Source organism: Zavarzinia compransoris (genome assembly GCF_003173055.1).
In the GTDB taxonomy this organism is placed as follows: domain Bacteria; phylum Pseudomonadota; class Alphaproteobacteria; order Zavarziniales; family Zavarziniaceae; genus Zavarzinia; species Zavarzinia compransoris.
This window is the reverse complement of sequence record NZ_QGLF01000005.1, coordinates 319505-333685: the sequence shown is the minus strand read 5'-3', so window position 1 is coordinate 333685 and position 14181 is coordinate 319505. Positions and strand designations below refer to the sequence as shown.

At 68.3% G+C, this 14181-nt stretch carries 11 protein-coding genes; 6 read left to right on the top strand and 5 right to left on the bottom strand.

What is annotated here, in order from left to right:
• Positions 1-2 precede the first annotated feature (2 nt).
• From DKG75_RS18485 to DKG75_RS18475, 3 genes are all read left to right on the top strand, one after another.
• Positions 3-1442 carry a circularly permuted type 2 ATP-grasp protein gene (locus tag DKG75_RS18485; protein ID WP_109922644.1) on the top strand — a complete coding sequence of 480 codons (1440 nt, stop codon included), beginning with the start codon at positions 3-5 and terminating at the stop codon, positions 1440-1442.
• Entirely contained in the window at positions 1435-2412 is a 978-nt protein-coding gene (locus DKG75_RS18480; RefSeq protein WP_109922643.1) for an alpha-E domain-containing protein, read from the top strand. The genes DKG75_RS18485 and DKG75_RS18480 overlap by 8 nt, the downstream gene beginning before the upstream one ends.
• 133 nt (positions 2413-2545) lie before the next feature.
• The gene (locus tag DKG75_RS18475; RefSeq protein ID WP_109922642.1) at positions 2546-3055 is read left to right on the top strand and encodes a hypothetical protein; all 510 of its coding nucleotides are present in this window, start codon (positions 2546-2548) and stop codon (positions 3053-3055) included.
• Positions 3056-3112: 57 nt separating this feature from the next.
• Here the strand turns inward: DKG75_RS18475 and DKG75_RS18470 are convergent, their stop codons facing one another.
• A complete protein-coding gene (locus DKG75_RS18470) occupies positions 3113-7276 on the bottom strand; it encodes a translocation/assembly module TamB domain-containing protein (RefSeq protein ID WP_109922641.1) in 4164 nt (1387 codons plus the stop codon).
• Positions 7277-7293: 17 nt separating this feature from the next.
• The gene (locus tag DKG75_RS18465) at positions 7294-9087 is read right to left on the bottom strand and encodes an autotransporter assembly complex protein TamA (RefSeq protein WP_109922640.1); all 1794 of its coding nucleotides are present in this window, start codon (positions 9085-9087) and stop codon (positions 7294-7296) included.
• A 20-nt stretch (positions 9088-9107) separates the two neighbouring features.
• On the opposite strand from DKG75_RS18465, the gene DKG75_RS18460 reads away from it, so the two are divergent.
• From DKG75_RS18460 to DKG75_RS18450, 3 genes are all read left to right on the top strand, one after another.
• Complete coding sequence (locus DKG75_RS18460) at positions 9108-10184, top strand: quinone-dependent dihydroorotate dehydrogenase (RefSeq protein ID WP_109922639.1); 1077 nt, start codon at positions 9108-9110, stop codon at positions 10182-10184.
• Entirely contained in the window at positions 10181-10438 is a 258-nt protein-coding gene (locus tag DKG75_RS18455) for a hypothetical protein (RefSeq protein WP_109922638.1), read from the top strand. The genes DKG75_RS18460 and DKG75_RS18455 overlap by 4 nt, the downstream gene beginning before the upstream one ends.
• 115 nt (positions 10439-10553) lie before the next feature.
• Positions 10554-11237, top strand: coding sequence for a hypothetical protein (locus tag DKG75_RS18450; protein WP_109922637.1), 684 nt, complete (start codon positions 10554-10556; stop codon positions 11235-11237).
• A gap of 8 nt (positions 11238-11245) precedes the next feature.
• Here the strand turns inward: DKG75_RS18450 and DKG75_RS18445 are convergent, their stop codons facing one another.
• From DKG75_RS18445 to DKG75_RS18435, 3 genes are all read right to left on the bottom strand, one after another.
• Positions 11246-12427, bottom strand: coding sequence for a branched-chain amino acid ABC transporter substrate-binding protein (locus tag DKG75_RS18445; protein WP_109922636.1), 1182 nt, complete (start codon positions 12425-12427; stop codon positions 11246-11248).
• A 150-nt stretch (positions 12428-12577) separates the two neighbouring features.
• Positions 12578-13696 (bottom strand): branched-chain amino acid ABC transporter substrate-binding protein, encoded by a 1119-nt coding sequence (locus tag DKG75_RS18440; RefSeq protein ID WP_109922635.1) that lies wholly within the window; start codon positions 13694-13696, stop codon positions 12578-12580.
• 122 nt (positions 13697-13818) lie between these two features.
• Complete coding sequence (locus DKG75_RS18435) at positions 13819-14181, bottom strand: DUF6867 family protein (RefSeq protein WP_109922634.1); 363 nt, start codon at positions 14179-14181, stop codon at positions 13819-13821.

Here is a 14181-nt window from a genome sequence, read left to right as displayed (position 1 = left end):
GGATGAGCGGCGTTCTTTCCCGATATGATCAGGGTCCTTTCTTCTGCGAGATCATGGGGCGATCGGGAACGCCCGCCGCCGAACATACGGCAGCGATCCGCGAACGATTGGCTCAACTCGACCTCGACGCGCTGCAACGGCGCTCCGAGGATGCCGAACGGGAGTTGTACAACCTCGGCATCACTTTCACCGTCTATTCGGACAAGGACGCGATCGACCGCATCCTGCCCTTCGACGTCATCCCCCGCATCCTCTCCCGCGAGGATTGGGCCCATCTCGAGGCCGGGGTAATTCAGCGGGTTACCACGATCAACCTGTTCCTGGCCGATGTCTACGGGCCCCAGCACGCCTTGAAGGACGGTATCGTCCCGGCCGAACTGGTGCTCGGCAACAGCAATTTCCAGGAAGCGATGATCGGCGTGAAGGTCGCCCATGGCGCCTATGCCAATATCTGCGGCATCGACGTGGTGCGCGACGATGCCGGCAAGTTCATGGTGCTCGAAGACAATGCCAGGACGCCGTCGGGCGTTTCCTACGTGCTCGAGAACCGGAACATGATGCTCCGGGCCTTCCCGGACCTGACCACCGACATTTCGATCCGCCCGGTCGACAATTACGGCCCCAAACTTCAGGAGGCGATGGTCGAGATCGCGCCGACCGAGGTCGCCGATCCGCAGGTCGTGCTGCTCTCCCCCGGCACCTATAATTCCGCCTATTTCGAGCATATCTTCCTCGCCCGCGAGATGGGCGTGCCGCTGGTCGAGGGCCGCGACCTCGTGGTCGAGAACGACCGTGTCTACATGAAGACGACGGGCGGGCTGGAACGGGTGCATACGATCTACCGCCGCCTGAACGACGACTTCCTGGACCCCGAGGTGTTCCGCCCGGATTCGACCCTGGGCGTGCCCGGGCTGATGCGGGCGCTCAGGGCCGGCAATGTGGCGATCGCCAATTCGGTCGGCACCGGCGTCGCCGACGACAAGGCGGTCTATGCCTATATGCCGCGCCTGATCAAATATTACCTGCAGCAGGAACCGATCCTGGACAATGTCCAGACCTTCATCTGCCGCGAGCAGGAAGCGCTGTCCTATACGCTCGACAATCTCGACAAGCTGGTGGTGAAGCCGGTGGCCGAATCCGGCGGCTACGGCATCACGGTCGGCCCCAAGGCCTCGAAAGAGGAACTGGAGGTCTGCCGCGCCAACCTGCTGAAGGACCCGTCGAACTACATCAGCCAGCCGACCATCCAATTGTCGGTCTGCCCGACGCTGGTCGAGGGCGAGGTGGAACCCCGCCACGTCGACCTGCGTCCCTTCGCCATCACCGGCAAATCCACCTGGGTCCTGCCCGGCGGTCTCACCCGGGTCGCGCTGCGCCGCGGCTCGCTTGTCGTCAACTCCAGCCAGGGAGGCGGGTCGAAAGACACGTGGGTGCTTGGCTAGACTTCTTGCCCGTTTCGCCGAAGACATGTTCTGGCTCGCCCGCAATATGGAGCGGGCGGAGAACCTGGCGCGCATTCTCGACGTCAACGAAACCTTCAGCCGCGATGCCCGGGGCTCGCAGAACTGGCTGTCGATCGTGCATCTGCACGCCGACAACGAGCGGTTCTTCGCCAAGTACCAGGCGGCGACGGCGAACAACGTCATCCATTTCTACCTTCTCGATCCCGAGAATCCGTCGTCGATCTATTCCTGCCTCAAGGCCTCGCGCGACAATGCCCGCACGCTGCGCCCGCTGATCTCGACGGAACTCTGGACCCAGCTGAACATGTTCTACAGCTGGATCCGCACGCTGACCCCGGCCGACGTGAACCGCGCCGACCTCGCCCGCGTGTGCAACAAGATCAAGGAAGGCTGCCAGAGCCATACCGGCATCCTGGAAGGCACGCTCTATCGCGACGAGGGCTGGTATTTCTACCAGCTCGGCAAGCTGATCGAGCGGGCGGACCAGGGCACCCGCATGCTGGACATCAAGTACCACATGCTGCTGCCGGCCACGACCGAAGTGGGCTCGCCCCTCGACGTGTCGCAGTGGAATGCCCTGCTGCGCTCCGCCGCCGGCTATCATGCCTATCGCCGGGTGCAGCCCCGGGGCATGAGCCCGACCTCGGTCGCCGGCTTCCTGATCTTCAACAATGCCTTCCCCCGCTCGCTCGCGGTCTGCATCGCCTCGATCGACGAGATCGTGGTCCGCCTGCGCCAGCGCTATGGCCTGCGCGCCGGCAACCGCACCCTCGAAATCCTCGACGGCATGCGCGGCACGCTCGCCAACCGCTCGATCGAAATGGTGCTGGGCGGCGGCCTGCATGAATTCCTCGACTGGGTGCAGGTGCAGCTGATCGCCGTCACCGACGATTTCGGCCGCTCCTTCTTCGGCCACGCCCCCTCGCCCGAACAGGCTCAGGTGGCCTGATACCGTATTGCCGGGGCCTTGCGCGGCCCCGGCATTTCCCTCCCCCGGTTCAGGGGGTGATCGCCCTCACCGCATCGTCAAGCCCGATCGTGTTTGATATTCTCCTGCCATTCCAATCAGGGGGACGAACATTATGAGATTCTTCGCCTTCATCGCCGCCCTGCTGGTGGCTGCGACGCCGGCTTTCGCGGGCAAGCGCATCGATGAATATGTTTCGGGCTATTGGACGACCTATGCCTTCCAGAACGACAATGGCAGCTTCGACCATTGCGGCATGGAAACCCGTTTCGACGACGGCATGATGCTGGGCATCCTGCTGTCGGACAACGGCGTGAACATCGTCTTCATCCAGGACCGCTGGCGCCTGCAGAAGGGCGGCAATGCCGCGCTCGAGATCCGCATCGACCGGCGTTACAACAAGTTCAGCAGCATGACCTATGCCGATACCGACATCATGGTCGCCGGCCTCGGCTTCGATCCCGGCTTCTGGCAGGCGTTCAAGGCGGGTTCGACCATGTATCTGACCTCGTCCACCGGCCAGAGCTGGACCGTGAACCTGAAGGGTTCGAACAAGGCGACCCAGGCGCTCACCGTGTGCTACGACCTCTACGCCCCGAACGGGCGGAAGGGCATGTTCAAATAGGCGGCACAGGCTGCATGGAACAGGCGGAACGGCACCCGTTCCGCCTTTTTTTTCAAGTCAGTAATCGAATTTGTAGTTCAGGCCGACGGAAGTGTTGTTGGCCTGGCCGATATTCCCCTCGACGGTGACGCGGGGATAGACCTCGACCTCGATGTTGATGGCGCCGGAATCCGGCGTCAGCCCCTGTTCGAAGCCGAGATAGACGCCTTCCGCGATATAGCGCCCGGCCGACAGGCTGGTGCCCGCCAGCGCCCCGCCCTCGCCCGAGGTATCGGCCGAATCGTCCGAGCCGATGTCCAGCCGGTCCAGGCCCAGGGCATCGCGCACGCCGCCGATGAGCCCGGGCCCGCCGCCGCCGACCCCCGACAGTTCCAGCGCCGTCTGGCCGAGGCGAAGCGCCTGGGTCGCGGTCAGATTGGCGACTGAACGGCCGAACAACACCCGGCTCAGCACTTCGTCGTTCGGCAGGGCCGGTTCGGACGAGAGTTCGATCTTCAGCGCCGTCACGGGGCCGGAAACCGAGACTTTCGCCTCGACATCGTCGGCCGGGGCCGAGGCCACCACCTTCACCTGGGGCGGCGCCGCAAGACCGGAGGGGAAGGTCAGCGACCCCTCCGAAATGGCGAAGGGCCGGCCCGCCAGCGTATAGGTGCCGCGCACCACTTCGAAACCACCCGAAACCTCCGGCGCCGTGATCGCCCCCGCCACCTTGATGGTGCCACGCCATTCCGAATCGAGGCCGCGGCCGCGGACGAAGAATTGCCCCGGGGCATTGATCGCCAGATCCAGCCGGCCAACCTTGGGTTTTGCCGGCGCGCCGCCGCCCTGCTCTGCGGGCGCCAGGGATTCCGGGGCCTGCGATTCGGACGCCGACGCCGGGTCACGCACCTCGACCACCGGAACCGAGGGCGGCGGCATGCTGGCCGCGATCTCCACCCGGCCCTGGCGGATGGTGACCGTGCCCTTCACGTCGGGCGCGGTGGCGGTGCCGCCCACCGCAAGGTCGAGATCGCCGTCCGTGGTCGCTAGGTCCAGGCGGGAAAAGCGGAAACGCTCTGCCCGGATCGCCGCCTCCAGGGCGAAATCGCCGTCCGGCAATTGCCGGGCGGCGCCGCGCCCGGTCAGCTTGCCCTTTTCGCCGTCCGTCGCGGTCAGGGTTTCGAGGGTCGCCGCCGTCCCCGTGAACGTCATGGCCAGGGCCAGATCGCGCAATTCGAAGCCGGACAGGCCATTGGCGAAGCGCCCGCGCTCGATGGTCAGGCGGCCCGAGGGTTCGGGCGCCGAGATCGGCCCGCGGATGGTCGCATCCAGCGCCAGCCGGCCCCGCACCTCATTGTCGCCCAGCGGCAGCAGGGGCGCCAGCCGGCGCAGGTTGGCATCGACCTTGACCGCAAGGTCCAGGCTGCCCCGTTCCGCCGGCAGGGGAATGCCGCCGTCGATGCGGATCGGCACGCTGCCCGTGGCCTTGATCGTCGCCTCGCGGATGCCGGACACCGACAGGTCGACCTCGCCCTTGGCGCCCGACCAGTCGAAACGCAGGTCGACATCGGGGCGCGGCATATCCGCCGCCGCGACATCGACGAGGCCGGCCGGCGGCAGCAGTTTCCGCGCCGCCACCGTCAGGCGCCCGCCGTTGCCCTTCAGGGACAGGTCGGCATCGACGGTGCCGCCCGGCACCTGCCCCTCGGGCAGGATCCCGGCAAGATCGCCGAGGTCGAAACCGGCAATGCGCAAGCTGCCGCCGACCGTGGTGCCCAGGCTGATCTCGCCCGTGATCGCCGCCTTGCCGAAGCCGAGGTCCAGGCCCTTGACCGTGGTCGCGGCGCCGAGCCCGACCTCCAGCGGCTTCCGCAGCCGGATCGGCGCCTCGGCCACTTGCCCGGCCAGCGTGGCGAGTGTCACCTTCGCCGTCTCGCCGCCCTGATAGCGGCCCTTGGCGTCGAGGTGCAGGGGCGCCGGCACCGCCCCGCCCTTGAGGCCGAGGGTGAAGGCGACATCGGCGAAACTGGCCAGTTCCGCCTTCAGGTTCAGGCTTTCCACCGTGGCGGTGCCGGCGGCGATGCGGCTGACCGTGGCTTCCGCCCGGCCCTTGCCGGCGCCCAGCAGATCATCGAGTGCCGCCTTCGCCTCGATCCGGGCGACGGTCGCAGCGCCGGCGGCGATATTGCGCCCGTCGAGGGCGACATCCGCGCCCTGGCCGCCGTTCCGGGGCACCAGGGCCAGATCGAGGGTCAACGCCCCCGCCAGCGTCTGCCCGGCCAGGGCCGAGAAGCGGTCGAGCCGCGGCGCCGCCAGCTTCAGGCCGCCCGCCGCCAGGCCGGTCTCAAGGCCATAGGCGAGATCGCCGCTGACCGCGGCCCCCATGACATCACCGGCCAGCCCCTTGACCTGCGCCTCGCGGCCGTCGAAGGCGAGATCGGCGCCCAGGGTCAGCGGATAGGCACCGCCGAGCGCAAGGTCCAGCCGCCCGGTCGAAACCCCGGCCGCATCCGGCGCCGCCTTGATCACGGCGCGCGGATCGCCCAGCGCGGTGCCGCCGAAGGCCAGACCCTGGCCGTCCAGGGTCAGGTCGATCACCGGCAGGCCGATGGTGCCGCCGATGGTCGCCGCCAGGGCGGCGCTGCCGGCAAGGCCGGGCTCGCCCAGGCGGGCCAGATCCTCGGCCCGGGCGGTGACGGTCGCGGCCACCGTTTCCGTCGCCGGATCGAACCGCCCGCTGCCGCCGGCGATCAGCGCCGCGGTCGCGATCGAAAAATTCTCGACCGCGACGCCCGTCGCATTGTAACGCCCGGCGACCGAGAGCTTCGGCGTCTCGCCCAGAAGATGGGGCACGAGATCGGCGCCCGCGACGGCGCTGGCGGCCAGCGCCAGATCGAAGGCGATATCGGGCTCGTCGAGCCGTCCCTTGGCCGTCACCGCCAGCGTGCCGGCGCCGGTCAGCCCGGCATCCGGGACCACCGCGAGATCGGGCAGGCCGGCCCCGAGATCGGCCGTGAAGGTGCTGAAACCATCGGCGAGCGCCGCCTTGCCCTCGATCGTCGCGCCCGGGGCGGTGACCGTCAGGCGTGAGACATCCGCCGTGCCCGCGGCCAGATCGGCACTCGCCATCAGTTCCACCCGCCCGGGCCGCAGGGCCGCCGGCACGGTGGCCAGGGCCGCCAGGGGGGCGGCGGGGTCGATGGCAAGGGTCGCCGCCAGTTCCGCCCTGGCGCCGTCGGCCAGCCGGCCCTTGGCGTCGAGCACAAGGCCGGTCAGCCCGATGCGGGCATGGTCGAGGTCCAGCACCGATCCCGCCACCGTCAGCCCGAGGTCGAGGGCGATGCCCTCCGCCGCCAGCGGCGCCAGGTCGGGCGGCAGGAACGGGCCGGGCGCGGCCGTCGCGACCAGCGCCGCCGTGATCACCCCCGGCGCGCCCCGGCCCAGGCGCAATTGACCGTCGATGCCGGCGCCTTCGGCCGCCGCCGACAATTGCGCACTGAAGGACGACAGCGGCCCATCGCCCGCCAGCGACAGGCGGATCGGCCCCGCGCCCGAGAGGCCGGCGATACGGGCGATGGGGCCGGCCGGCGGCTCGTCCAGCGCCAGCTTCAGGGTCAGGTGATCGTCGGCCGGCCGGTGCACGGCATCGAGGGTAAGCCGGGTTGATTCCTGCCCGGCCAGGGGCGCCAGCACCAGGGCGGCACCGGCCGCGCCGTCGTCGCCGACCCCGAGACGGCCGCTCAGGGTGTAACGCGTCTCGACCCCGGCGACCGCGGCCCCGAGCACGATCTCCCGCACTTCCAGCCGGTCGAGGGCGAGGCCCGCCGGCAGTTGCGGCAGGGACAGGTCCAGGGGCTCGTCGCTCGGCGGCGGCGCTTCCGCCCCGCCCGCCGGCAGGCGCGCCAGGGTGATCCGTTCGGCCGTGACCTTTTCCACATGGATGCGGCCGCCGATCAGGGCCCAAGGGTCGACGGCGACCGCCGCCCCCTCGACCGTCGCCCAGGTCCCGCCGGCATCGCCCAGCTCGACCCGCCCGACCAGGGGGCCGAAGGGCAGGCCGCCGGACAATTGCTCGATCTTCAGGGTGAAGTCGGGGCCGGAGACCATCTCCGAGACATAGGCCGCGAGCCAGGATTTCACCGCCGGCACCTGCAAGGCGCCGAGCGCGGCAGCGGCGAGGGCGACGGGCGTCGCCAGGCCGATGCCGGTCCATTTCAGGGTGCGGGACAGGGCAGGTTTCATGATCGCCTTCACCCGCCTCAGAAGGCCTGGCCGATGGAAATATAGATCTGGATGATATCGTCGCTGTTGCGCTTGCCCGCGACCGGGGTCGCGACGTCCAGGCGCAGCGGCCCGATCGGCGACATGTAGCGGAGGCCAAGACCGGCACCGATGAAAAGATCGGCGCCGAAATCGGGCAGCGAATCCTCGAACACCGAACCGAAGTCGACGAAGGGCACGATGCCGATGCTTTCGGTCACGCGCCAGCGCATCTCGACGGCGCCGGTCGCCAGCGACTTGCCCCCCGTCGCCTCGCCGCCGATGCCGAGCGGTCCCGCCTTCTGGAAGGCATAGCCGCGCAGCGAATCGCCGCCGCCGGCATAGAAGCGCTTGTCCGCCGGCAGCGACAGGGTGGAACCGCCGAAGGTGGCGCCGAGCCCGCCGCGCAGCGCCAGCACGTAATCCGCCGCATCATCGAGCGGCAGATAGACCGAGGCCAGCGCCTTGCTGACGATGAAGGTCCCGGCCGTGCCCGCCAGATCGTAATAGGGTGTCACCGACAGGGTGAGGCGGTGGCCCCGCGTCGGGTCCAGCACGTCGTTCGACGTATCCTGCCGCGCCACCGCGGGGAAGCCGATCAGGGTGTAACTCTCACTGTTGCCCTGGTCGTCGATATAGCTCTGTTCGAGGGTGACGCCGCCCGAGAAGAACCATTCCGGCGAATAGCGCCATTCGAGGCCGGCGCCGATCAGCAGGCGGTCCATGTCATAGGCTTCGAGCTGTTCCTGTTCCGCCTTGGCCTGGGCGACGAGGTCGACGCCGCGCCATTCGAAATCGGGCTTGCGCGCCCGGCCTTCCAGACTGTAGCCGGTCTCGGCGACATCGGCGGTGACGCGCAGCGACTCCCGCCCGCCCATCAGGTTGCGGTGTTCCCAGAAGGCGCGGAGGCCGGCGCCCTCGCTGGTCGAATAGCGGATGCCGCCGCCGATGGTGCGGGGCGGGCTTTCCTCCACCCGGATCAGCACCGGGGCGGGCCCGTCGCCGCCCTGGGGCGGGGGTTCCACGGTCACGGTCACGGTGCGGAACAGGCCGGTCTCGACGAAGGTGCGGCGGGTCTCCTCCACCTTCGCGGTATCGACCTGCTCGCCCGCCTGCCAGCGCAGCAATTCGCGCGCCGGCTTGTCCTTCAGGCGCTCCAGCCCCTCGAAGCGGACTTCGCCGAAGGTGACCAGGGGCCCGTAGTCGATCGCCCAGGCGGCATCGACCCGGGTCGCGCCCCGGTTCAGCACGATGTCGCGCTTCGCCACCTTGGCGAAGGGCCGGCCCCGGCGCCCGAGATCGGCCAGGATCGCGCCCTCGGTATCGATCACGGCCTGGGCGGCATAGGGCTCGCCCTCCTTCAGGGCGATGCGGCCCGGCGCCGGCGACAGCGCGGGGCCGAGCGGCACGCCGCCGGGATCGGTCAGGCGCACCGTGCCCACCCGGTACTGCGGGCCGGGCGTCACCACCATGACCACCGGCACCGGGCTCTTGTCCTCGTCCATCGAGACGTCGATGGTGCCGTCGAAATAGCCATAGGCATCCAGGATCTTGCGGATGCGGTCGACGTCGCCGCGCACCCGGTTGCGCAGCGCGGTCAGGCTGGGCGGCGGCTCGTTCTTCTTGTTGATCAATTCGCTGGTCTCGCCCAGCAGCGACCAGGTCAGGGGATCGGGCATCCCCTTCATGTCCAGCGAATAGGGGCTGTCGGCCCGGGCCGCGACCGGGCCGAGCAACAGAAAGGACACAAGGCCGAGAATAAGTGCCGCCCGGACTTCAAAGGAGACCCGCATTCCGTTAGCGTCCCACCATCATGACCGCGTCTCCCTATGCCCCCGTCGGCTGGTACCGGCTAGTATGGCCGATCCTCCGGCACTTTGAACCCGAAACCGCCCATGGCCTGGCCTTGGACCTGCTGCGCCACGGCCTGCTGCCGCCGGTCTGCGCCGGTACCAATCCGCCGGTGCTGGCGGTCCGGGCGCTCGGCCTCGATTTCGCCAATCCGGTCGGCCTTGCCGCGGGCTTCGACAAGAATGCCGTCGCCGCCCGCCAGTTGCCCCGCCTCGGCTTCGGCTTCGCCGAGGTCGGCGGCGTCACGCCCAAGCCCCAGGCCGGCAATCCTCGCCCAAGGCTGTTTCGCCTTGATGGCGATTTTGCGGCCATCAATCGTATGGGCTTCAACAACCAGGGCGAGATCGCCGTCGCCGCCCGGGTGCGCGCCGGCCGCAGGCCGGGCTTTCCCCTGGGCATCAATCTCGCCAGCAACACCGACAGCGACAACCCGGCCGAGGATTTCGTGCGCCTGGTCGGCAGCTTCGCCCCGATCGCCGATTACCTGACCGTCGACGTCTCCTGTCCCAATACGAAAAACGGCCGGATGTTCCAGGACCCGGTGAAACTGGATGATCTGCTTCGCCGATTGCTGGAGGCGCGGGCGAATTACCGCACCCCCATGCTGGTGAAACTCGCCGCCGACCTGACCGAGGGCGAGGCGCTGGCGATCGCCGAGGTCACCCTGCGCCACGGCCTGGCCGGCCTCGTGGTGGCGAATACCAGCGCCGCCCGCCCGGACAGCCTGACCTCGGACAAGAAGGCGGAACGGGGCGGCCTGTCGGGCCGGCCGATCTTCGCCGCCTCCACCGCCCTGCTGGCCGCGATCCGCCGCCTGGGCGGGCCGGGGCCGGTGCTGGTCGGGGTCGGCGGCGTCTTCACCGGCGCGGATGCCTATGCCAAGATCCGGGCGGGGGCCAACCTGATCCAGCTCTATACCGCCATGGTCTATCGCGGGCCGGGGGCTGTCGGGGCGATCAAGCGCGAACTGGCGGCCCTGCTGGCCCGCGACGGTTTCACCGGCGTGGCCGATGCGGTCGGGGACGGCACCCTCTCATGACCGGCCCGGGACGCCTGTTCCGTATCGCCGGCTCATCCCGCGTGATGACCCTTTACGGCAAGGCGTCCCCTGTCCTCGAACCCTATCTCGCCCGGCGCAGCCTGCCCTGGAACGTCGACGGCAAGAGCGTACGCCATTGGCTGACCCGGGCCGGGTTGCTCCACGCCTTTCTCCAGGCGCAGGTTCAGGGCGGCGAAGACTTGCCCGCCGGCGGCATCGTGGCGCCGTTGCCGAAAGCCGACCGGCTGAAGTGACCTCTTCTACGGCGGCCCCCGGCCCCGCTGTTTCGATATTGAGCGTTTTTTTGCGGGAAATCGGTGATATATTTCGCGTCCTGATCGCAGCGAAAAATAATACCGCGGGGCGCTCATGACAGGCCGGCTTTTCTTGCTCTGGATGCTGGCGGTGACGGCGGGCCTCGGCGCCTGCGCCACGCCGCCGGCGGAAACGGCGGCCGCCGTGCCGGTGCCCGAGGCCCAGGACCCCCGCACCGCCCTCATCGCATCCGTCCCCAACGGCAGCCTGATCTTTCGCCTGAAGGGCGAACACGACATTCAGCATGTGCAAAGCGGCATGGCCTGCCCCCTGGCCCGCATGGCGGAGGCGGACCGGCTGATTCGCCTCTTCGTCTTCCCGAACCCGCGGGACGGCGACGACGTCGCCTGCGACTACGCCTTTTTCGGCGGCAAGCTGACCGCCTACGCCACGCGCAACACGGGTCTCACCGCCGAGGCCGTGGTCGGCGCAACCGCGGACTTCATCAGGGGGGCGCATCCGGAAGCGACACCCGCAGCCCTCGACCTGCCGGCAGCCGATGGCCTGCCCAAGATCACGGGCGCGGTCTTCAACATCGTCCTGGACGGCAAGCCGGCCAGAACCAAGGTCCTGGTCGCCATCAAGGACGGCTGGGTGATCAAGGTGCGCGCCACCTATCCGACCGATCCCGCGGCGCCGGCGGAACCGCTGCTCGCCGATCTCGGCGCCAGCCTGTGGATCTTGCCCGTCCTGCAATCGATGCCGCCAAGCGCCCGGACCGTCTTGCTGACGGATTGAACCGGACCTCACATCACCGTCAGCTTGCCGCCCTTCCAGACGTAATAGACGACGCCGGGCTTGGTCAGGTCGCCATGGGCGTCGAAGGACATTTCGCCGAGCACGGTGGAGAAGCGGTTGACCCGGATGGTCGCCGCCAGCCGCTTGCCGTCGATGGCGGCGGCCGGGTCGGGCTTGACTTCGAGGCGCAGGGCCGCGGTCACCACTTCGATCGCGGCAAAGGCGTTAAGGGCATAGCCCGAGGGGTCCTTGCGCGCCGCCAGCAGGCGCTCCACCGCCTTGGCCGCGGTCGGATAGTCGAGGGGATTGCGCGCGAAAGTGACGATGGCGCCGTCCGCCGCCTTGCCCGCCGCCTCGCCGAATTCCGGGCTGGCCAGGCTGTCGGGCCCGATGATCGAGGCGGTGACGCCCGCCTCGCGCAGCGCCTTGACCAGGGGACCGGCCGCCGCCGGCGCCGCCGCCAGGAAGACGACGCCGACCCCGGCCGACTTCAACTTGGCCGCCGCCGCCTTGGGCGCCAGCGCGGAGCCGAGTTCGAGATCCGCCGCCGGCACCGGCAAGTCCAGCTTGGCGGCCGCCGCCTTGAAGGTGGTCGCCACCTGAAGGCCGTAGAGCGTGCCGTCGCGGACCACGCCGATCTTCTTGCCCGCCAGGGTCTGCTTCACCAGCGCGGCCGCGATCAGCCCCTGATAATCGTCGCGCCAGACCGTGCGGAAGACGAGGCCGGTGCCCGCCGGCGCCCCTTGCGTCAGCCGCGGATCGCTGGAGGCGGGCGTCACCATGACGGTGCCGGCCGGCCCATAGACCTCGGCCGCGGCAGCGCTGGCGGCGGAACAGAAATGGCCGATCACCCCGGCCGCCTTGGCGGCGACGAATTCGGCGGCGACCGCGCGGGCCCTGTCGCCGTCGCAGGCATCGTCGCGAACGAGCAGCCGGACCTTCCGCCCCTCGATGCCGCCGTTGCCGTTGATCACCTCGACGGCGAATTCGGCGCCGATGCGCAATTGCTCGCCGAAGCCGGCCCGTTCGCCGGACAGGGGGGCGCCCAGGCCGATCACGATCTCCGGCAGGCTGGCCGTCGGGGTGCTCGCCATCGGCGCGGTGCCGCGCGGCCCGCCCTGGGTCCAGAACCAGGCCACGGTGGCGGCAAAGGCGACCAGCGCCACCAACCCCAGAACCAGCTTGCGCATACTCCCGCCCCCTCACGAGCCACCATTCCGCCGACGCTAAGGTTCGTCACGATTCGGCGCAACCGCGACTATTCCCGAAACAGAAGGGCCCCAAAACAGAAAGGCCCGGCCGTCGCCGGCCGGGCCCTTCCCGTCACGAAGCCGCGCCGATCACTTCTTCTCGGCGTATTGGCCCTTCGACCATTCGTAAACGATGTATTCGGGATTCTTTACATCGCCCTTGGCATCAAAGCTGAGGTCGCCCAGGACGGTCGGGAACGTACCCGCGCGGATCGCTGTGGCAACTTTCGCCGTATCGGTCCCGCCGGCGGTCTTTACCGCATCGGCCCAGACCTGGATCGCCGCATAGGTATACAGGGTGTAACCCTCAGGATCATAGCCGGCAGCCTTGAACTCCTCGACGACCTTAGCCGCGGTGGGCTTCAGGCGCGGGTCAGGAGCAAAGGTGAAAAGGAACCCCTCGCCCGCTTCGCCGGTAATGGACCAGACTTCGGCGGTATTCGCCGCATCCCCGGAAAGAAATGTCGCCTTCAATCCCTGTTCCGAGGCTTGCCGAACGATGAGGGCCGCTTCGGTATGATAACTGCCAAGATAAATGACATCCGCACCCGCCGCCTTGATCTTGGAAATCAATGCGGTGAAGTCCTTGTCGCCTTGCGTGAAGGCTTCATACAATACGGGTTTGACACCCCCGGCTTCGAGCCCTTTGACCGTCTCATCGGCAAGGCCCTTGCCGTACGCCGACTTATCGTGAAGGACCGCGACCTTCTTTCCCTTCAAGTGCTCGATAATATACTTCGATGCAGTCGCCCCTTGATAATCGTCGCGTCCGCAGGTTCGGAAGATATTGGTCCAACCCTTGACAGCCGCTTCTTCGGTAAACAATGGATTGGTTGAAGCCGGCGAGATTTGAAGAATGTTATTCTCGTTGTAGACAGCTGAGGCCGGGATCGACGAACCCGAACAGAAGTGGCCGGCGACGAAGACCACGCCCTTGTTCACGAGGTCGTTGGCGACCGCCACGGCCTGCTTCGGATCGCAGGCGTCGTCGCCGACTTCGAGCTTCAGCTTTTCGCCGTTCACGCCGCCGGCGGCGTTGATGTCGGCGATCGCCCGTTCGGCACCGCGGCGCATCTGTTCGCCGAAGGCGGCGTATTGGCCGGTCATCGGCCCCGCGGTGGCGATGACGATATCGGCCTGTGCAACGCCGGCGATGCCAATGCCGGCAAGCAGGGCAACGGCGGCGAGCCCGGTTTTGAGCTGCTTCATGCGATCCTCCGATAATCTCCCCCGACGCGTCTCGACGCCGACATGGCGACCGGGTAACGCGCCGCAGGACAAGAGCCTAGACACAACAACACGGCCCGCGCAACGGGCCGATCCCGAATTCGTCACCCGACCTTGGTCTTCTCCGGCGCGCGGTCGCGCCAGGTGAAGGGGCCGGTCTGTTCATAAAGCCAGGGGTACTGGCGCGCCATCTTGGCCGCCAGGGTCAGCCGGTGGCCGACCAGGGCATAGGCCGACAGGATGATCCCGTTCAGGACATAGCCCTGCAGCGACCACAGGTGGCCGGAGAACAGGCCCCAATGCAGGAAGCGGTCGAAAATCGCGACGCCGAAGCCCGCCGCCACCGCCACCCAGGCCGGGCGCCAGGTTTCCGCCACCGCCTGCCCGGCCAGGAAGCTGCACAGGCCGAACAGGACCAGGGTCAGGCCGATGAAGGGGCCGAGCGTGGTATCGAAAATCTCTGCCAT